Source organism: Micromonospora sp. DT233 (genome assembly GCF_049841815.1).
Taxonomy (GTDB): Bacteria; Actinomycetota; Actinomycetes; order Mycobacteriales; family Micromonosporaceae; genus Micromonospora.
The window spans coordinates 52,172-70,507 of the sequence record NZ_JBNCLB010000019.1 but is presented as its reverse complement, the minus strand read 5'-3'; the positions used below and the strand labels follow the sequence as shown (position 1 = coordinate 70,507).

Below are 18,336 nucleotides of genomic sequence, written 5' to 3'. Positions count from 1 at the left end.
TCCATTCGAAGGGAGGCGACGGCATGACCGTGCCGACGCAGGATCCCGGACTCGGTTCCGGGTTTCACCCCGCGGCTGCGCCGCACACCGCGGACGAGGTCAGAGGCAGCTCCCTCGGTGACCTGATGCGGCAGGTGACCACCGACCTCTCCACGCTGATGCGTCAGGAGGTCGAGCTCGCCAAGGCCGAGATCCGCCAGGAGGGCAAGAAGGCGGGCAAGGCCGCCGGGCTCTTCGGTGGGGCCGGATTCGGCGGCTACATGGTGGCGCTGTTCCTCTCCCTCGCCCTCTGGGCGGGGCTGTCCAACGTCATGGACGCCGGCTGGGCCGGCCTCATCGTCGCCGTGATCTGGGCTGCGATCGCCGCCGTCCTCTACTCCATGGCCAAGAAGAACGCCCAGCACGTGCGCGGCCTCAGGCAGACCAACGACAGCGTGCAGCGCATCCCCGACGCGCTCAAGCCCCACCCGGAGGGAGTCACCCGATGAGCACCGACCCCGACCAGATCCGCCGGGAGATCGAAGCCACCCGCAACAGCCTCAGCACCGACGTGGACGCCCTGGCGTACAAGGTCAGCCCGGGCCGCATCGTCGACGACCGCAAGCAGCGGGCGCGCACCGCGCTGCAGAATGTGAGGGACAAGGTCATGGGCACCGCTTCCGACTACGGCCACAGCACCAGCCACGCCGCGCACTCCGTGGCCGACCGGGCCGCCTCGGCGGCCTCGACGGTCAACGACCGGGCGCACTCGGCGGCCTCCACCGTCGGCGACGCCGCCCAGCGGGCCCCGCAGGTGCTGCGGGAGAAGTCCGAGGGCAACCCGCTGGCCGCCGGCCTGATCGCCTTCGGCGTCGGCATGCTGGTCTCCTCCCTGATCCCGGCCAGCCGCCGCGAGCAACAGGTCGCGACCCAGGTCAAGGACCGTGCCGGCGAGCACGCCGGCGTGGTGAAGGAGAAGCTCGGCGAGGTCGCCAACGAACTGAAGGAGGAGCTGCGCGATCCGGCGCGGCAGGCCACCGAGTCGGTGCGCTCCACCGCCCAGGACGCCGCGCAGACCGTCCGGGACGACACCAGGTCGGCCGCCCAGGACGTCAAGGGCCAGGCCCAGCAGTCCCGCGAACAGGTGCGGTACTGATTCGGAGACCCTCTGCCGCAGCTCGCGGCCACCCCCGACACCGCGCGGGACGTGGCCGCGAGCTGCCGTGTGTCGGCACCCGGCCGGGTCGGGGTCGCGCTATCTGCGCCGGGGTTGGGGTGCGCTAGTGCGCCGGGGTGGACGAGGCGGTGCGCCGCGTCCGCAGGGCCCGGGGGGAGTTGGCCGCACGGGCCACGCGGGTGCCGGCGTAGGGCACCCCGCCGCGCAGCACCCGATGCCCGAGGGCCAGCCAGCCGCAGACTCCCCGTTCCAGCAGCCACAGCGGGGCGGCCAGCGCCGCCGTGCGCGGGAAGACCCGGGCCCCGCCCGCCCGGCGGCGGCCCACCTCGGCGAGGGCCACCACGGTCGCCGCCGCGCCGAGCAGCAGGCCGGGGCGGCGGGCCGCCAGCGCGGCCACCACGGCGGGCAGCACCGCCAGCGAGGTCACCAGCCGCGCCGGCTGGGCCAGGTCGTCGTACGCCTGACGGACCCGCTGGCCGAGGAAGTGCCCGGTCTCCGGCGGCAGCCGCCGCACGTAGAGCCCGGCCGGGGCGGCGTCGACGCCCCCGTACGCCCGCACCGTGCGGACCAGCTCCAGGTTCTCGAAGAGCACGTCGGGGTCGTACCCGCCCATGGCCACGAAGGTGCTGCGCCGCACGGCCAGGGTGCCCGGCCAGTCCGCGCCGAGGGCCCGGTTGAGCAGCGACCGGCCGGTGTCCCACCAGGCGTGCCAGGGCACCGGGTCGAAGTAGTTCTGCGGGCGGACCAGGTCGACGTCGTCGAGCAGCCGGTGCGCGGCGCGCAGCCCCGCCTCGTCGTAGCGCACGTCGTCGTCGGCGATCACCACGTGTTCGTGCCGGGCCGCCGCCACCCCGGTCAGCACCCCGACGACCTTGCCGTTGACCCCGCGTACCGCCGGGTCGGGGGCGAGGTGGCGCACCACGCCCCGCCAGGCGGCGGCGTGCCGGGCGAAGGCCTCGGGGGCGGAGCCGTCGACGACGGTGACGTCGACCAGGCGGGTCAGCTCGCGCAGGTAACCGGTCAGCTCGGCCAGCCCCGCGTCGGCCGACCAGCGCAGCGGCAGGACGTACTCGACGGGGAGCCGACCGGCGGCGGCCCGCGACGGACGGACCAGGCCCTCGTTGCCGGGGCCGGTCGGGGTGCGGGCCGGGGCGCTCACGCCGCCTCCGCCAGCCGGTAGACGCTCACGTGCTCGCCGCTGGTGTCGGTGAACGGGCTGCCGGCCCAGTCCGACCAGCGGCTCTCCCGGGTCATCCCGGCGAGCTGGGCCATCAGGTCCAGCTCCGCCGGCCAGGCGTAGCGGTGGTTGGCCGGCAGCAGACGCACCCCGGCGTCGGTGAGCCGGATCTTGGTGGTGGTCATCCGCTGCTCGGCGGGGTGCAGCAGGGCCGCCTCCAGCAGCACCTGGTCCTCGGCGACCCGGACCGGGCGCAGCGCCGCCCCGGACCGGAACGCCCCCGGGTCCGGCACCCACGCCTCGACCACGAACCGCCCCCCGGGGCGCAGGTGCGCGGCGGCGTTGCGGAAGCAGGCCACCTGGGCGGCCTGGTCGGGCAGCGCGAAGATCGTGTTGAACGCGAGCAGCACCAGGGCGTACTCGCCGGGGACGCGGGTGTGGGTGAAGTCGCCGACGGCCACCTCGATCCGGTCGCCGTCGGGCTTGGCGCGCAGCCCGGCGGCCATCTCCGCCGACCCGTCGATCCCGGCGACGGTCAGCCCGCGCCGGGCCAGGGGCAGGGCCAGCCGGCCGGTGCCGATGCCGAACTCGCAGACCGGCCCGCCGTCGGCGAGCGCCGCCAGGCACCGCACCGCCGCCGCCGGGTCCAGGTGGGCGTACGTCTCGTCGTAGACGTCGGCGACCTGGCGGCCGTACTCGCTGGGGTCGAAGGGCACCGTTGCCTCCTGTCCGCCTCTGGTTTCGCCGGGTTCGCCGCCCCGGCGTACGTCTTGTTTCGCCGGGTTCGCCGCCCGGGTCCACGTCGTGGCAGCAGATGCCCCCATTCCCGCTGATCAAACGCGTTTGTCGTTTCGACGCCCGCCCGCCGGGTAGCGCTCGGAGAAGGGCGCGCGACCTCCGGAGGGTCGCGCGGGTGGAGGAGACGTGATGACTAGCAACGGAACGAGGTGGGCGCTGCTCGGCGCCACCACCACGGTCGCCGCGGTCGGCGTCGGCCGGGTGGTGGCCCGGCGGCGACGCCGCCACCAGCCCGAGCGGCAGGACGGCTGGTACGTCGTGCGCCGGGGGATCACCGTCGACCGGCCGGTGGACGCCGTGATCGGGTTCTGGACCGACCGGGAGCGACTCGACCGGGCGCTGGCCGGCTGGGCCACCCTGGAGCAGCTCGACGCCAACCGGTGGCGCTGCCGGTCCGGCGGCCCCGACGACGGCGGGTGGCAGGCGGAGCTCACCGTCGACGGTCCGGGCCGGCTGAGCTGGCGGGTGACCGACGGCCCGGTCCCGCAGCACGGGCGGGTCGAGCTGACCCCGGCGCCGCAGGACCGGGGCACCGAGATCCGCGCCGAGCTGCGCTGGCGCTCCGGGCCGCTGCGCCGCAGCCTCGGCCTGGCCGGCGGCACCGACCCGGACCTGGGGCTGCGCGACGCGTTGCGCCGGATCAAGGCGCTGATCGAGTGCGGCCAGGTGATCGACACCCGGCGCGACCCGTCGGGGCGCACCCCGGCGCAGGAGAGGGCGACCGACAAGATCCGCGAGAAGCTGACGACGGGAGGACGGGCGTGAGGGCGCTGTGCTGGGAGGGCGTCGGCAAGCTCGCCGTGCGCGACGTGCCGGAGCCGACCATCCGGGCCGAGGGGGACATCGTCGTCAAGGTGCGGGCCAGCAGCGTCTGCGGCTCCGACCTGCATCTGATCAACGGCTTCCTGCCGGCGATGCGCGAGGGCGACATCCTCGGCCACGAGTTCATGGGCGAGGTGGTGGCCGTCGGGTCGGGGGTGCGGCGGCACCGGGTCGGCGACCGGGTGGTGGTCGGCTCGGTGGTGGCCTGCGGCGGCTGTTGGTTCTGCCGCACCGAGCAGTACTCGCTCTGCGACAACTCCAACCCCCAGCCGGTTTTCACCGAGAAGCTGTGGGGGCACTCCCCGGCCGGGATCCTCGGCTACTCGCACGCCGTCGGCGGCTACGCCGGCAGCCACGCCGAGTACATCCGGGTGCCGTTCGGGGACGTGGGGGCGTTCGCCGTGCCCGAGGGGGTGCCGGACGACTCGGTGGTCTTCGCCTCCGACGCGATGCCCACCGGCTGGATGGCCGCCGACTTCTGCGCGCTGAAGGGTGGGGAGGTGGTGGCGGTCTGGGGCGCCGGCGGGGTCGGCCAGATGGCCGCCCGCTCGGCGCAGCTGCTCGGCGCGGAACGGGTGATCGTCATCGACCGGCTGCCGGAGCGGCTGACGACCGCCGCCGACCGGCTCGGCGTCGAGACGATCAACTACGCCGAGACCGACGTGCTGGAGGCGCTGCGCGAGCTGACCGCCGGCCGGGGCCCGGACGCCTGCATCGAGGCCGTCGGCATGGAGTCGCACGACGTCGGCCCCGCGTACGCGTACGACAAGGCCAAGCAGACCGTCCGGCTCAGCACCGACCGGCCCACCTCGGTCCGGCAGGCGATCATGGCCTGCCGCAAGGGCGGGACGGTCAGCATCGTCGGCGTCTACGCCGGACTGATCGACAAGTTCCCCCTCGGCGCGGCCATGAACAAGGCGCTGGTGCTGCGGATGGGGCAGATGCACGCCCAGCGGTACATCCCCATGCTGCTGGACCGGATCGCGGCCGGTGAGATCGACCCCGGCTACCTCGCCACCCACCCCATGTCGCTGGAGCAGGGCGCGCGCGGTTACGAGATCTTCGAGAAGAAGGAGCAGGGCTGCCTGCGTACGGTGCTGCACCCGGCGGCGGCCTGACCGGCCGGCGGTCCGGTCGCGGCTGGCCCCTCCCAGGACGGCGGAAACCTGCTTGGCTGGACCGGTCGGGAGATGTCGTCGGCGAGCCGCCGGGCGGCGCGGGGTCGTCGGCGGCAACGGGGGAGGGGCGCATGCGCGAGCAGAACGAGTCACGATACTGGCGGCAGCGGCGGGCGATCGGCGCGCTGCTCGGGGGCCGGGCGGGCGGCGGTGGGGTCGCCGGGCCGGACCGCCCGCTGCTGGCCCCGCCCCCACGGGCGCCCCGGCCCCCGCGCCGCTTCACCGTGCACCTCGGCTTCCTCGCCGCCGACGCCGACCGGGCCCGCGAGCTGGCCGTCGCGTACGCCGAGGGGCTGAGCCTGCTCCGCCCGGAGCTGGCCCTCGGCGCGGCGGCGCTCTCCCCGGCCGACGCCTGGCAGCGGGCCGAGCGGCTCTTCTGCGGCGCGGTCGGCCCGGACGGCGAGCGCTGCGCCGACGTGGCCGGCCACCCCGGCTTCCACCACGCCCCGGGGCCCGGGGGCCTGGGCTGGGGCGGCGGCGACTGAGCGACGCGGCCCGCCGAGCCACGATCGTCCGCCGCCCAGCGGGGCGCTGCGCGCGCAGCGCCCCGGTCGACGACGGCGGGCGGGGCCCGACGGAAGCCGCCCCGGCGGGCGGCGGTCGGCTCAGTCCAGGTCGAACTCGCCGTCCTGGGCGCCGGCGACGAAGGCGTCCCACTCGGCCTGGGTGAAGACGAGCACCGGGCCGTCCGGCTCGGCGGAGTTGCGCATGCCGATCAGGTCGTCGACGAAGGCCACCTCGACCGCGCTCTCCGAGGTGTCACCCTCGGCCCGCTGCCAGACCGCCCGGGACAGGTCGAAGTCGCCCTTGGGGTGCTGACCCATTGTTATTTCCTCCAACGCAGACAGTGACGGGAAACGAGTATGGTTCCCCATCGGGCAGGATAAGCGGATGACGAGCCTGAGCCGTGTAGAGGCGACCGCGCGTGGCGCGTTGATTACGGTCGAGTCCTACCAGGTGGACCTCGACCTGACCGGGGGAGCCGAGCGCTTCCGCTCGCACACCACCATCCGCTTCCGGGCGATCCCCGGGGCGGAGACGTTCGTCGAGGTCGCCCCCGCCGGGGCCTTGGCGGCCCGACTCAACGGACGCGACCTCGATCCCGATTCCCTGGCCGGCAACCGGCTGCCGCTGACCGACCTGGCCGAGGCCAACACGCTGGTCGTCGAGGCCGAGATGGCATATTCCAACACCGCCGAGGGGCTGCACCGCTTCGTCGACCCCGCCGACGGCGAGACCTACCTCTACGCCGTGACGTTCCTGGACAACGCGCAGCGCATCTTCGCCGCCTTCGACCAGCCCGACCTGAAGGCGCCGGTCACCCTCGCCGTCACCGCCCCGGCGGAGTGGACCGTCGCGGCCAACGGCGCGCTGGCCGCCAATCCCCGCCCCGGGCGCTGGGAGTTCGCCCCGACCGCGCCGCTGGCCACGTACTTCGTCACGCTGGTGGCCGGGCCGTGGCACGTGCGCCGGGCCGAGCACGACGGCATCCCGCTGGGCCTGTGGTGCCGCCGGTCGTTGGCGGCGCACCTGGACGCCGACGCCGAGGAGATCTTCACCGTCACCGGGCAGTGCCTGGACCGGTTCCACGAGCTCTTCGACGAGCGTTACCCGTTCGGCAAGTACGACCAGGCGTTCGTGCCGGAGTTCAACGGCGGTGCGATGGAGAACCCGGGCCTGGTCACCTTCCGCGACGACTTCGTCTTCCGCTCGGCGGTCACCGACCCCGAGCGCGAGCAGCGGGCGACCGTCATCGCGCACGAGATGGCCCACATGTGGTTCGGCGACCTGGTCACCATGCGCTGGTGGGACGACCTGTGGCTCAACGAGTCCTTCGCCGAATACCTCGGCACGCGGGTCACCGCCGAGGCGACCCGGTTCGACCAGGCGTGGACCACCTTCGCGTTGCGCCGCAAGGGCTGGGGGTACGCCGCCGACCAGCGCCCCTCGACCCACCCGGTGGCCCCGCACGAGGTCGCCGACTCGGCCCTCGCGCTGCTCAACTTCGACGGCATCTCGTACGCCAAGGGCGCCAGCGTGCTGCGCCAGCTCGTCGCCTGGGTGGGCGACGAGGCGTTCCTGGCCGGGCTGAACGCCCACTTCGCGGCGCACCGCTTCGGCAACGCGACCCTCGCCGACCTGCTGGGCGCCCTGGCCACGGCCAGCGGCCGGGACCTGACCGACTGGGCGCGGCGTTGGCTGCGCCAGCCCCAGGTCAACACGCTGCGCGCCGAGGTTCGCGTCGACGTCGACGGCCGGTACGCCGAGGCGGCGATCGTGCAGACCGCCCCGGCGGCGCACCCGGTGCTGCGCCCGCACCGCATCGGGGTCGCCCGGTACGCCGCCGACGGCACGGTCGTCCACGACGAGGTCGACCTCGACCCGGACGCCGACGGGGGCCGCACCCCGCTGGCCGGGCTGGTCGGGCAGCCGGCGGCCCAGCTGCTGCTGCCCAACGCCGGCGACCTGACCTTCGCCAAGATCCGCTTGGATCCCGCCTCGGCGGACGCCGTCGCGCTGGTGCTGCCGGGGCTGGCCGACCCGCTGGCCCGGGCCCTGCTCTGGAGCGAGGCGCTGGACGCCGCCACCGACGGGGAGCGGCCGGTCGCCGAGTTGGTGGGGCTGGTCGAGGCGGCGCTGCCCGCCGAGACCGAGGTGCTCATCGTGGCGGACGTGCTGCGGGCGGTCCGGCCGCTGGTCGACCGGTATCTCGACGCACCGGCCCGCGACGCGGCGCTGCTCCGCCTCGCCGGGGCCGCCCGGCGGCTGCTCGCCGCCGCCCCGCCGGGCGGGTCCCGGCAGCTCGCCGCCGCCCGCGCCCTGATCGGGGCGAGCACCGACGCCGAACTGCTGGCCGGGTGGCTGGCCGGGCGGGGCGTCCCCGACGGGCTGGCCGTCGACACCGAGCTGCGCTGGTCGCTGCTGGCCCGGCTGGTGGTGCTCGGCGCGGCCGGCGAGGCCGAGATCGCCGCCCAGGCGGCGGCCGACCCGGGCGGCGCCGGCGTCGAGCGGGCCGCCCGGTGCCGGGCCGCGCTGCCCGACCCGGCCGCCAAGGCGGCGGCGTGGGAGATCGTGGTGTGTGACACCGAGCTCTCCGGCCGGCTCGTCGAGGAGACCGCCCAGGGGTTCTGGCAGCCCGAGCAGGCCGAGCTGACCGCGTCGTACGTGCCCCGGTACTTCGCGGAGATGCCGGCGGCGGCGCGGCTGCGTACCCCCTGGGTGGCCGAGCACGTCGCGAGGGCCGCCTTCCCCCGGTACGCCGTGGCGCAGCCCACCCGGGAGCTGGCCGCGGCGCTGCTGGCCCGCGACGACCTCACCCCCGGCCTGCGGCGGGTCGTCGTCGACCTGGACGACGACCTGCGCCGGGCCCTGATCGCCCGCACGGCCGTCGCCGCCGTGTCGGCCTGACCCGGGCCCAGGGTGGCGCACCCGAGCGGGTGCGCCACCCCGGCGAAGGGCTCAGCCGGCGGTCACCGGGGCGTCCCAGTCGATGACGTACCGCTGCTCGTGCCCGACCGTCTTCTCCGGGTCCATCGCGGTCCGGACGAGGATCGGCATGAGCGCCGGCATGATCGCGCGGGCCACCGGGCCCGGGGCCTTGGTCCGGTTGATCCGGGCGGCCCGGGCCGCCACCTTCTCCACCCGCCTGCGGCGCAGCCGCTCGTACGCGGTGAACGCGGACGGCGCATCGGGCAGGTCGCGCAGGCAGCGGGCCAGCTGCACGGCGCTCTCGACGGCCAGCGAGGCACCCTGCCCGGAGCTGTTGGAGGGGGCGTGCGCCGCGTCGCCGACCAGCACCATCCGACCCCGGTGCCAGTGCGGGACCGGCGGCATGATGTGCAACGAGCCCACCGGGTGCAAGCCCGCCGCGGTGCTGGTCCGGATCAGCTCGCCGCCCGGTTCGTCGTCGGCGTAGGCGGCTTGCAGGGCGCGCAGCCACGCCTGCGGCGGCACGGCCCGGGCCTCGGTGAGGCTCACCGGTCGCTCCTGCGGCAGGTTCACACCCCACCGGGTGCCGCCCCCGGGCTCCGGCCAGTAGAGGTAGTAGCCACGCCGGCCGAAGGTGAAGGTCATGGTCCCGGGTTCCGCGGCGACCTCGTGCCGGGCCACCGCCTCGAAGCCGAGCAGTCCCGTGTATCTCGGCCCGGGGGCATGCGGGTCGATCAGGCCGCGCACCGTCGAGTGGATCCCGTCGGCGCCGATCAGCACGTCCGCGCTCGCCGTGCTGCCATCGGCGAAGACTGCGGTCACCTCGCCGGCCGTCTCCCGTACGCCGATCAGTCGGCTGCCGTGCACTATGGGCACGCCCTCGGCGACGGCCCGGTCGTGCAGCACCTGGTGCAGCGCGTTGCGGCGGACCACCCGCAGCGGCGGCACCCCGGCCAGGCCGGGCAGGGCGACGTGCCGGTGACCGGCCGCCAGCACCTGCCGGTCAATCGGGGTGGCGACGGCGACGACCGCCTCGTCCGCGCCGACCAGGCGCAGCGCCGCGACGCCGTTGGGGGCGAGGGCGAGGGTCCCGCCGACGCCGTCGGTGGTGCTCGGGTACGCCTCGTGCACGGTGGCGGCGATGCCGGCACGGTGCAGGGCCAACGCGGTCACCGGGCCGGCGATGCCGCCGCCGATGACGATCGATGTTCTTACTCTGGACACGGTCCCTCCCAGGGGGTCGTCGGTGGTCGTGCGTGCCGAACCCACCTGGAGGGAGCGCCGGTATCCTCGTGGTTGCCGCTTCGGGCCGGGCGCCAACAGGTGTCGGTTCGGGGTAAGGGCCCCGGCCCGGTGTTGGCGCACCGGGCCGGGGCTGTCCGTCAGGGAATGGTGTCGCCCCCGTCCGCCGGGCCGGTGCGGGGCGTCGGAGCCTCGTGGCGGGTCCGCCACTCGTCCAGCCCGGGGTAGCTGCCCGAGGTGAGCTCGGTCAGCAGCGAGCGGATCCAGGCGGCCTCCGCCTCCCGGATCGTCAGGTCGTACTCGTTCTCGACCAGGAACAGCCGGGGCACCACGCGGGCGTGCCCGGCGAGCGCCGCGCGGTCGCTGCGGATCCCGTCCTCCAGCACCGCCAGTCGGGCCCGCAGCAGCGTCGTGGCCTCGTCGGGGTGGAGCGCGGCGAGCACCGACAGGCCAGCCCGGAAGCGGGGCTGCTCCGGGACCGGGGTGGCGACCAGCTCCCGCGCCCAGTCGACCAGCTCGGCCCGCCCGTCGTCGGTGATCCGGTAGACGGTGCGCTCCGGGCGCCGGCCCTCACGGACGCTCCCCACGGCCTCGATCAGGCCGTGCCGCGCCATGTTGCGCACCACCGTGTAGAAGGACCCCCACTTGATCCCCATGTCCTGGTCCTTGCCCCGGTCGCGGAGGGTGGTGGCCATCTCGTACGGGTGCATCTGGCCCTCGACCAGGGTGGCGAGCACGGCCAACGCCGTGAGGTTGTCGACCCTGCGCCGCCCGCCCATGCCGGACCTCCCGCCTATGCTCGCCTCCGATTACTCGCCAACGAGTATATGTTCGGTGGGCGTAAGCCGGAAGCCGGAAGCCGGTCCGATGGCCGGGGCCCGCCGGTCGCCGCCCGGCGAGCCACCTACGATCACGGGGTGGAGGACGACATCCGGCGGGTCGGCATCATGGGCGGCACGTTCGACCCGATCCACCACGGCCACCTGGTCGCCGCCAGCGAGGTGGCCGACCGGTTCGGGCTGGACGAGGTCGTCTTCGTGCCGACCGGGCAACCGTGGCAGAAGACCGACCAGCTGGTCACCCCGGCGGAGGACCGTTACCTGATGACGGTCATCGCCACCGCCTCCAACCCGCGGTTCCAGGTCAGCCGGGTCGACATCGACCGGGGCGGCCCGACGTACACGGTCGACACGCTGCGCGACCTGCACGCGGAGTACGGGCCGAAGGTGCAGCTCTACTTCATCACCGGGGCGGACGCGCTGGAGCGCATCCTGTCCTGGAAGAACCTGGACGAGATCTTCGCCCTGGCCCACTTCATCGGGGTCACCCGCCCCGGGTTCGAGCTGAGCGACGAGCACCTGCCCGCCGACACGGTCAGCCTGGTGCAGGTGCCCGCCATGGCGATCTCGTCGACCGACTGCCGGGCGCGGGTGGCCCGGGGGGAACCGGTGTGGTACTTGGTGCCCGACGGTGTGGTGCAGTACATCGCAAAACGGCGGCTCTATCAGCGGTGACCGCGCCCGAAACCTGCCCGTTCATCCGCAAAACCGGCCGAAACTGGCGGGTCGTCACCCCGGTGGATGTGAGACGCTTGGTGGGTCGCACGGATGATCGAAGGAGAACGGTGTCAGTTTCCGAACGCGCTCACGAGCTGGCGATGGCCGCCGCCCAGGCCGCGGCCGACAAGAAGGCCGAGGACATCGTCCTCATCGACGTCGGTGAGCAGCTCGCCATCACCGACATCTTCCTCGTCGCCTCCGCTCCCAACGAGCGTCAGGTGGCCGCCATCGTCGACGCGATCGAGGAGCGGCTGCTGGAGCTGCCGGAGAAGGCCAAGCCGGTCCGGCGCGAGGGCGAGCGGGGCGGGCGCTGGGTGCTGCTCGACTACATCGACCTCGTGGTGCACGTCCAGCACAGCGAGGAGCGGGAGTTCTACGCCCTCGACCGGCTCTGGAAGGACTGCCCGCAGGTCCGGTACGTCGACCGGGACCTGGTCGAGGCCGAGGCCGCCGGCACCACCGCCGCCGAATGACCCGACTGATCGTCTGGCGGCACGGCAACACCGACTGGAACGCCGGCGACCGGGTGCAGGGCCAGACCGACGTGCCGCTCAACGACCTCGGCCGGGAGCAGGCGCGGGCGTCCGCGCCGCTGCTCGCGGCGTTGCGCCCCGACGCGATCGTGGCCAGCGACCTCAGCCGCGCCGCCGACACCGCCGCCGCCCTGGCCGCGCTCACCGGGCTGCCGGTGCGCACCGACGCCCGGCTGCGTGAGCGGCACTTCGGCAGCTGGCAGGGGCTCGCGCGCACCGAGGCGGCCGAGCGGTACCCCGACGAGTACGCCCGCTGGCGGGCCGGCGACCCCGACCCGGGCGCGGGCATCGAGAGCCTCGACGACCTCGGCAAGCGGGTCGGCGGTGCCCTGCAGGACGCGGCAGCCGAGACGCCCGGCGGCACCATCGTGGTCGCCACCCACGGTGGCGGTGCCCGCCAGGGCTGCGGCTACCTGCTCGGCTGGGACCACACCGTGCTGCGGTCGATCGGCCCGCTGCTCAACTGCCACTGGACCGAGCTGCGCCACACCGACCTGCGGGGCTGGCACCTGCGGGCGCACAACGTGGGCCTGATCACCGGCTCGACCGCGCCCGAAGCGATCTGAGCCGGCGAGCGCGGGCGGCCGGTGGCGACATCGGTTACGGTGCCGGCATGCCCGTCGCGGTCGTCACCGACTCCACCGCCTACCTTCCGCCCGAGCTGGTGCGGGCGCACCGGCTCACCGTCGTCCCGCTGACCGTGGTGCTCAACGGCGCGGAAGGGCTCGAGGGCATCGAGACCTTCCCGGCGGACGCCACCCGGGCGCTGGGCGGTCGCCGCGTCTCCGTCAGCACCTCCCGGCCGTCGCCGGAGCAGTTCGCCGGGACGTACCGGCGGCTGCTCGACGCCGGCGCCGACGGCGTGGTGTCGGTGCACCTGTCGGCCGAGCTCTCCGGCACGGTGGAGGCCGCCCGCCTGGCCGCCGCCGAGGTCGGCGCGGCGGTCGCCGTCGTCGACAGCCGCGCCACCGGCATGGGCCTGGGCTTCCCGGCGCTCGCCGCCGCCGAGGCCGCCGCGCGGGGCGCCGACCTGCCGGGGGTACGCCGGGCGGCGCTGGACGCGATCGACCGCACCAGCATCTTCTTCTACGTCGACACGCTGGAGTTCCTGCGCCGGGGCGGCCGGATGGGTGCCGCCGAGGCGCTCTTCGGCACCGCCCTGTCGGTTAAGCCGATCATGCACATGCCCGACGGGGCGATCGTGCTGCTGGACAAGGTGCGCACCGCCAGCCGAGGGGTGGCCCGCCTGGTCGACCTGGCGGTCGCCGCGGCCGAGGACGCCGACGTGGACATCGCCGTGCACCACCTCGCCGCCCCGCAGCGCGCCGAACAGCTCCTCGCCGCACTCACCGAGCGGCTGGGCGATCGGCTGCGCGCGGCGTACGTCACGGAGGCCGGCGCGGTGGTCGCCGCGCACGCCGGCCCCGGGCTGGCCAGCGTCGTCGTGCACCGCCGCCCCGCCGCGCGCTGACCGCAGCCCGTTCGGCAGTAATGACCTTGAATATTGACGTATGGCCACGGCGCGGACAGAATCACGGCACCCCACCAGCCCCCCTCCGGGAGATGCCATGACCCGTCCCACCCTGCCGCTCCTCCGGGCGGCCGGCCGGCTGGCCGCGCTCGCCGTGGCCAGCGCCGGCGTGCTGCTGGCCGCCGCCGTGCCGGCCAGCGCCGCCGTGCCCACCGGGCGCTACGTCGCGCTCGGCGACTCGTACGCCGCCGGCTCGTTGATCCCCACCCAGGTCGACCTGAACTGCCTGCGGTCGAACCGCAACTTCTCGTCGTTGGTCGCCGCGTCCGCCAAGTCGTCGTCCTACACCGACGTGAGCTGCTCCGGTGCCACCACCAACGACATCCTCAACGCCGGTGACGGCGTGCTGGGCATCCCGGTTCCGGCGCAGCTCAGCGCGGTCACCGCGAACACGGCACTGGTCAGCGTGCAGATCGGCGGCAACGACATCGGCTTCGCCGACATCATCACCGACTGCGCCGAGGCGAGCCTGAGCAGCCCGCTCGGCTCGCCCTGCAAGGACAGCTACACCGCCGGCGGCGTCGACCAGTTGCAGGCCAGGATCGCCGCCACGGCACCGAAGGTGACGGCCGTGCTGCAGGCGGTCCGCCGGGCCGCCCCGAATGCGCGGATCGTGGTGCTCGGGTACCCGGCGATCCTGCCCGACAGCGGCTACGGCTGCTGGCCGGTGGTCCCGATCGCCTACCAGGACGTGCCGTACCTGCGCGGTATCGAGAAGTCCCTGAACACCATGCTCGCCAGGACCGCAGCCGCCAACAACGCCACCTACGCCGACGTCTACACCCCGTCGATCGGCCGCGACACGTGCAAGGGCAGCAGCACCCGGTGGGTCGAGGGGCTGATTCCGCAGAACGCCGCCGCCCCGTTCCACCCCAACGCCAAGGGCCAGCAGGGCATGGCCACCGCGGTGCTGGCCAAGCTGAACAGCTGACCGGTCGTCCCCACCGGCGGGGTGCAGACGCCGCCGGTGGGGACCCGCACGTCGGCCGCCAGGGCCGGCCGTGGCCCGAGGTCCTGTGCCCTTACCACGGGAAGGGCATGATCAGGCAGTTGTCCACAGCGGGCCTCGTTGTCCACAGGTGAGTGCGACGACCCCCCGCGAGGTCCGTCCGCCGGCCTAGCCTCGCCCCGTGTCAGACGACGAGGAGACGGTCGTACGGCGGCGACTGCGCTGGCTGTCCGCCGGCCCGCCGCCCGCCGACGGCCTGCCCCCACCCCGGGACGGTTTCCCGACCGGGCCGGCCGGCGGTGCGCCCGCCCCCGTGGCCCGACCCGGGCGTCGGCATGCCCCGGCGGGCGACCCGCCGGCCGAGCAGCCGACGGTGCGGGCACCCGAGGAACGGCCGGCCGGTTGGCAGGCGGTGCGGGCACCCGAGGAACGGCCGGCCGGTTGGCAGGCGGTGCGGGCAGCCGAGGAACGGCCGGCCGAGCAGCCGACGCCTCGGCCGGGGGAGGAGCGGTCGGGCCCGGCCGGCGGCCCGCCGGCCGGGCGTCCGGTGCCGTGGCCGGGCCGGACGGGTTCCCGACCGCGCGGTCCCCGTGATCAGGGGTTCCGGCGATCCCCCGAGCACCCGCTGGCCGTCGGTGGCCCCTGGCCCGAACCGTGGCCGCCCAACGGCCCGTTCACCGAGCCTGCACCGGAACCCGCGTCGTCGTCCGAGGGGCCGGGTTCCTTCGATGGCTCCGGGCTCGGCGGCCGCTCAAGGGCCGGCGATGACGGCCCCGGGCTCGGCGATGACGGCTCCGGGGCCGGCGGCAGCTCCGGGCTTGACGACGGTTCCGGGCTCGGCGAGGAGCAGCCGCCCGGGGCGCGGCCGTCCCGGTTGCCGGGGCCGGGCGCGTTCGACCCCGGGCGGCGCGGGGTGCGGGCGCTGGCGGCGGTCGCCGTGGCGGTGGTGCTCGGCGCGGCCCTCTGGGCGTGGCAGTCCCGGCCGCAGGCCGAACCGGTCGCGGCGGCCCCGTCCGTCGACGCGGTCCCCGGTGGGCCGTCGGAGGCCCGGCCGTCGGCCGCCGGGCCGACGCCGGCCGGCGAGCTGGTGGTGGCGGTCGCCGGCAAGGTGCGCCGCCCGGGACTGGTCCGGCTGCCGGCGGGCGCCCGGGTCGCCGACGCGGTGCAGGCGGCCGGCGGGGCGCTGCCCGGCGTGGACGTGGCGCTGCTGAATCCGGCCCGCAAGGTCACCGACGGGGAACTGATCCTGGTCGGCGTGGCCGCCCCGGCCGGGCAGCCCGGTGCCGTCGCGGGGACACCCGGGCAGCCGGCCGGCGGGGGTGCCCCGGCCGCCGGTGCCCCGGTCAACCTGAACACCGCCACCCTCGCCCAGCTCGACGCGTTGCCGGGGGTGGGGCCGGTGCTCGCCCAGCGCATCCTCGACCACCGCGACCGCAACGGCGGGTTCCGCTCGGTGGGGGACCTGCGCCAGGTGGACGGCATCGGCGACGCCCGGTACGAGCAGCTCAAGGACCTGGTGACGGTGTGAGCGGCAAGGGCGGGGAGGCGGGGCGGCAGGACGCCACCGGCGGCGCTGCGGACGTGCCCGATCTACGGTTGGCGGGGCTGGCGGTGGCCGCCTGGCTGGCCGCGCTGGCCGGTCTGCGTCTCGGTCCCCGGCCGGCGGTGCTGCTGGCCGTCGGTGCCGCCGCGCTGGCCGCGTGCACCGTCGGGCACCTGCTCGGCGTGCTGGGTCGCCCGGTGGCTCCCGTGCGCCGGTACGGGTGGATCGCGGTGGCCGTGCTGATCGGTGTGGTCTGCGGCGCGGCGGCGACCGCCGCCCGGCTCGTGGTGCGGGACGCTCCCGCCGTGCGGTCGCTCGTCGACGACCGGGCCACGGTCGACGCCGAACTGGTCGTCACAGACGATCCACGCCCGGTGCGGGGCGTCGTCGGCCGGCCCGCCACCCTGCTGGTCCGGGCCGATCTGGTGACCCTGACCGGCCAGGACGGCGCGCGGGTCGTGGCCCCCGTTCGGGTCCTGGTGCTCGCCACCGATCCGGGGTGGCGGGGCCTGCTTCCCGGGCAGCGGCTCACCGCGCCGGGGCGGTTGGGCTCGTCGCGCGGCGGCGACCTGACCGCCGCCGTGCTCACCGTGCGCGGTCCGCCGACGCGGCACGGCCCGCCGCCGTGGTCGCAGCGCGCCGCCGGGGTTCTCCGCGCCGGCCTGCAACGGGTCTGCGAGCCGCTGCCGGACGAGCAGGGCGGGCTGCTGCCCGGCCTGGTGGTCGGGGACACCAGCCGGCTGCCGGCGGCGGTCGAGGAGGACTTCCGCGCCACCGGGATGACCCACCTGAACGCCGTCTCCGGCTCCAACGTCGCGATCGTCGTCGGGGCGGTGCTGCTGCTGGCCCGCTGGTCCCGGGCCGGCCCGCAGGTTGCCGTCGGGCTCTGCGGGCTGGCCCTGGTGGGCTTCGTCATCCTGGTCCGCCCCTCGCCGAGCGTGGTGCGGGCCGCCACCATGGGCGCGATCGGTCTCGCGGCGCTGGCCGCCGGCCGGCCCCGGGCGGCCCTGCCGGCGCTCGCGGCGGGGGTGGTCGGGCTGGTGCTGTACGACCCGGACCTGGCCGGCGACCCCGGGTTCGCGCTGTCGGTGCTGGCCACCGCCGGCCTGCTGCTGCTCGCCCCCGGCTGGCGCGACGGGCTGCGGCGGCGGGGCGTGCCGCCCGGGTTCGCCGAGGCGCTGGCGGTGCCGGCCGCCGCCCAGGTGGCCTGCGGGCCGGTGGTGGCCGGGATCTCCGGGACGGTGAGCCTGGTGGCGGTGCCGGCGAACCTGCTGGCGGTGCCGGCGATCGCGCCCGCCACGGTGCTCGGGGTGGCGGCGGCGGTACTCTCCCCGCTCTGGCCGGCGGGCGCGCAGTTCGCGGCCTGGCTGGCGAGCTGGCCGGCGTGGTGGCTGGTGACGGTGGCCCGGTACGGGGCGCGGCTGCCGGCGGGCGCGCTGCCCTGGCCGGGCGGGGTGGCGGGGGCGCTGCTGCTGGCCGGGCTGACCGTGGCGTTGCTGATCGCCACCCGGCGGCCGCTGGTCCGCCGGCTCGTGGCGGTGGTCGCGGTGGCCGTGATCGTCGGCACCCTGCCGGTCCGGTTGGTGGCCGGCGGGTGGCCGCCGACCGGCTGGGTGGTGGTGGCGTGCGCGGTGGGCCAGGGCGACACCCTGGTGCTCCCCGTGGGCACCGGGCGGGCGGTGGTGGTCGACGCCGGGCCGGAACCGGCGGCCGTGGACGGCTGCCTGCGGCGCCTCGGCGTACGGGAGGTTCCCCTGCTGCTGTTCAGCCACTTCCACGTCGACCACGTCGGCGGGGTCGCCGGGGTGTTCCGGGGGCGTCGGGTGGGGGCGGTGCGCACGCCGCAGTGGTCCGAGCCCGAGGCCGGGCTGGGCCTGGTGCGCTCCGCCGCGACGGCGGGCGGTGCGGGGCTGGCGGCGGCCCCGGCCGGGTGGGCGTACCGGAATGGCGCCCTGGAACTCGTCGCGCTCGGGCCGCCGTACCCGTTGCGGGGGACCCGCTCCGACCCGAACAACAACTCGTTGGTGCTGCGCGCCACGGTGGCCGGGGTGCGGATGCTGCTGGTCGGCGACGCCGAGACCGAGGAGCAGCGGGCGCTGCTCGACCGTCCCCCGCCGGGCGGGGTACGCGCCGATGTGCTGAAGGTCGCCCACCACGGTTCGGCGTACCAGGAGCCGGCGTTCCTGGACGCGGTACGTCCCAGGGTCGCGCTGGTGCCGGTCGGGGTGGGCAACTCGTACGGGCACCCGAACCCCGCCGTGCTCGCCCGGATCGCCCGGGGTGGCGCGCGGGTGCTGCGCACGGACACCGACGGCGACGTGGCGGTGGTGCTCCGGCGGGCGGGGCTGGCGGTGGTGGCGCGGGGCCTCCCACCGGGGCGCCAATCATGAGGGTCGATCAGGGTTGGCGGCTTTGGTGA

The 18,336-nt window shown here is 75.6% G+C and carries 17 protein-coding genes and 1 pseudogene; 13 read left to right on the top strand and 5 right to left on the bottom strand.

Annotated elements, in window-relative coordinates; all coding sequences use genetic code 11:
- The first annotated feature begins 23 nt into the window (after nt 1–23).
- Nucleotides 24–488 (top strand): phage holin family protein, encoded by a 465-nt coding sequence (locus ACLQ2V_RS26605; protein ID WP_425721316.1) that lies wholly within the window; start codon nt 24–26, stop codon nt 486–488.
- The gene (locus tag ACLQ2V_RS26600) at nt 485–1,135 is read left to right on the top strand and encodes a DUF3618 domain-containing protein (RefSeq protein WP_425721315.1); all 651 of its coding nucleotides are present in this window, start codon (nt 485–487) and stop codon (nt 1,133–1,135) included. The genes ACLQ2V_RS26605 and ACLQ2V_RS26600 overlap by 4 nt, the downstream gene beginning before the upstream one ends.
- Nucleotides 1,136–1,259: 124 nt before the next feature.
- On the opposite strand, the gene ACLQ2V_RS26595 is transcribed toward ACLQ2V_RS26600, so the two are convergent.
- Together ACLQ2V_RS26595 and ACLQ2V_RS26590 are read right to left on the bottom strand one after the other, a co-directional pair.
- Nucleotides 1,260–2,315, bottom strand: a complete 1,056-nt coding sequence (locus ACLQ2V_RS26595) for a glycosyltransferase (RefSeq protein ID WP_425721314.1) — start codon at nt 2,313–2,315, stop codon at nt 1,260–1,262.
- Entirely contained in the window at nt 2,312–3,049 is a 738-nt protein-coding gene (locus ACLQ2V_RS26590) for a class I SAM-dependent DNA methyltransferase (protein ID WP_425721313.1), read from the bottom strand. Before ACLQ2V_RS26590 ends, ACLQ2V_RS26595 begins: the two co-directional genes overlap by 4 nt.
- A gap of 211 nt (nt 3,050–3,260) precedes the next feature.
- Here ACLQ2V_RS26590 and ACLQ2V_RS26585 point away from each other — a divergent pair, with 211 nt between their 5' ends.
- The 3 genes from ACLQ2V_RS26585 to ACLQ2V_RS26575 all read left to right on the top strand — a co-directional run bounded on the left by ACLQ2V_RS26585 (nt 3,261) and on the right by ACLQ2V_RS26575 (nt 5,616).
- On the top strand, nt 3,261–3,896 hold the full coding sequence (locus ACLQ2V_RS26585) for a cyclase (protein WP_425721312.1): 636 nt from the start codon (nt 3,261–3,263) through the stop codon (nt 3,894–3,896).
- The gene (locus tag ACLQ2V_RS26580) at nt 3,893–5,071 is read left to right on the top strand and encodes a zinc-dependent alcohol dehydrogenase (RefSeq protein ID WP_425721311.1); all 1,179 of its coding nucleotides are present in this window, start codon (nt 3,893–3,895) and stop codon (nt 5,069–5,071) included. Before ACLQ2V_RS26585 ends, ACLQ2V_RS26580 begins: the two co-directional genes overlap by 4 nt.
- Nucleotides 5,072–5,202: 131 nt before the next feature.
- Nucleotides 5,203–5,616 (top strand): hypothetical protein, encoded by a 414-nt coding sequence (locus tag ACLQ2V_RS26575; protein WP_425721310.1) that lies wholly within the window; start codon nt 5,203–5,205, stop codon nt 5,614–5,616.
- A 120-nt stretch (nt 5,617–5,736) separates the two neighbouring features.
- Here the strand turns inward: ACLQ2V_RS26575 and ACLQ2V_RS26570 are convergent, their stop codons facing one another.
- Nucleotides 5,737–5,955, bottom strand: a complete 219-nt coding sequence (locus ACLQ2V_RS26570) for a DUF397 domain-containing protein (RefSeq protein ID WP_091442482.1) — start codon at nt 5,953–5,955, stop codon at nt 5,737–5,739.
- Between the two features lie 67 nt (nt 5,956–6,022).
- Between ACLQ2V_RS26570 and pepN the strand changes: the two genes are divergently transcribed.
- The gene (gene pepN, locus ACLQ2V_RS26565) at nt 6,023–8,539 is read left to right on the top strand and encodes an aminopeptidase N (RefSeq protein ID WP_425721309.1); all 2,517 of its coding nucleotides are present in this window, start codon (nt 6,023–6,025) and stop codon (nt 8,537–8,539) included.
- A gap of 51 nt (nt 8,540–8,590) precedes the next feature.
- Here pepN and ACLQ2V_RS26560 read toward each other — a convergent pair whose 3' ends face one another.
- Together ACLQ2V_RS26560 and ACLQ2V_RS26555 are read right to left on the bottom strand one after the other, a co-directional pair.
- Nucleotides 8,591–9,784 (bottom strand): FAD-dependent monooxygenase, encoded by a 1,194-nt coding sequence (locus tag ACLQ2V_RS26560; RefSeq protein WP_425721308.1) that lies wholly within the window; start codon nt 9,782–9,784, stop codon nt 8,591–8,593.
- Between the two features lie 158 nt (nt 9,785–9,942).
- Nucleotides 9,943–10,581, bottom strand: a complete 639-nt coding sequence (locus tag ACLQ2V_RS26555; RefSeq protein WP_425721307.1) for a PadR family transcriptional regulator — start codon at nt 10,579–10,581, stop codon at nt 9,943–9,945.
- Nucleotides 10,582–10,719: 138 nt separating this feature from the next.
- Here ACLQ2V_RS26555 and nadD point away from each other — a divergent pair, with 138 nt between their 5' ends.
- The 7 genes and pseudogenes from nadD to ACLQ2V_RS26520 all read left to right on the top strand — a co-directional run bounded on the left by nadD (nt 10,720) and on the right by ACLQ2V_RS26520 (nt 18,307).
- Entirely contained in the window at nt 10,720–11,316 is a 597-nt protein-coding gene (gene nadD / locus ACLQ2V_RS26550; protein WP_425721306.1) for a nicotinate-nucleotide adenylyltransferase, read from the top strand.
- A gap of 110 nt (nt 11,317–11,426) precedes the next feature.
- A complete protein-coding gene (gene rsfS, locus ACLQ2V_RS26545) occupies nt 11,427–11,834 on the top strand; it encodes a ribosome silencing factor (protein WP_425721305.1) in 408 nt (135 codons plus the stop codon).
- Nucleotides 11,831–12,460, top strand: coding sequence for a histidine phosphatase family protein (locus ACLQ2V_RS26540; protein ID WP_425721304.1), 630 nt, complete (start codon nt 11,831–11,833; stop codon nt 12,458–12,460). Before rsfS ends, ACLQ2V_RS26540 begins: the two co-directional genes overlap by 4 nt.
- A gap of 47 nt (nt 12,461–12,507) precedes the next feature.
- Nucleotides 12,508–13,365 carry a DegV family protein gene (locus tag ACLQ2V_RS26535; RefSeq protein WP_425721303.1) on the top strand — a complete coding sequence of 286 codons (858 nt, stop codon included), beginning with the start codon at nt 12,508–12,510 and terminating at the stop codon, nt 13,363–13,365.
- Between the two features lie 97 nt (nt 13,366–13,462).
- The gene (locus ACLQ2V_RS26530; RefSeq protein ID WP_425721302.1) at nt 13,463–14,356 is read left to right on the top strand and encodes an SGNH/GDSL hydrolase family protein; all 894 of its coding nucleotides are present in this window, start codon (nt 13,463–13,465) and stop codon (nt 14,354–14,356) included.
- A 746-nt stretch (nt 14,357–15,102) separates the two neighbouring features.
- Nucleotides 15,103–15,902: pseudogene (locus ACLQ2V_RS26525) on the top strand (helix-hairpin-helix domain-containing protein).
- The gene (locus ACLQ2V_RS26520) at nt 15,899–18,307 is read left to right on the top strand and encodes a ComEC/Rec2 family competence protein (RefSeq protein WP_425721301.1); all 2,409 of its coding nucleotides are present in this window, start codon (nt 15,899–15,901) and stop codon (nt 18,305–18,307) included. The pseudogene ACLQ2V_RS26525 and the gene ACLQ2V_RS26520 overlap by 4 nt, the downstream one beginning before the upstream one ends.
- Nucleotides 18,308–18,336: the final 29 nt, after the last annotated feature.

Coding starts and splice junctions, on each gene's coding strand:
- ACLQ2V_RS26600 (WP_425721315.1), top strand. CDS start 485: ATGAGCACCGACCCCGACCAGATCCGCCGGGAGATCGAAGCCACCCGC.
- ACLQ2V_RS26570 (WP_091442482.1), bottom strand. CDS start 5,955: ATGGGTCAGCACCCCAAGGGCGACTTCGACCTGTCCCGGGCGGTCTGG.
- ACLQ2V_RS26540 (WP_425721304.1), top strand. CDS start 11,831: ATGACCCGACTGATCGTCTGGCGGCACGGCAACACCGACTGGAACGCC.
- ACLQ2V_RS26555 (WP_425721307.1), bottom strand. CDS start 10,581: ATGGGCGGGCGGCGCAGGGTCGACAACCTCACGGCGTTGGCCGTGCTC.
- ACLQ2V_RS26530 (WP_425721302.1), top strand. CDS start 13,463: ATGACCCGTCCCACCCTGCCGCTCCTCCGGGCGGCCGGCCGGCTGGCC.
- ACLQ2V_RS26585 (WP_425721312.1), top strand. CDS start 3,261: ATGACTAGCAACGGAACGAGGTGGGCGCTGCTCGGCGCCACCACCACG.
- pepN (WP_425721309.1), top strand. CDS start 6,023: ATGACGAGCCTGAGCCGTGTAGAGGCGACCGCGCGTGGCGCGTTGATT.
- ACLQ2V_RS26535 (WP_425721303.1), top strand. CDS start 12,508: ATGCCCGTCGCGGTCGTCACCGACTCCACCGCCTACCTTCCGCCCGAG.
- ACLQ2V_RS26605 (WP_425721316.1), top strand. CDS start 24: ATGACCGTGCCGACGCAGGATCCCGGACTCGGTTCCGGGTTTCACCCC.
- ACLQ2V_RS26575 (WP_425721310.1), top strand. CDS start 5,203: ATGCGCGAGCAGAACGAGTCACGATACTGGCGGCAGCGGCGGGCGATC.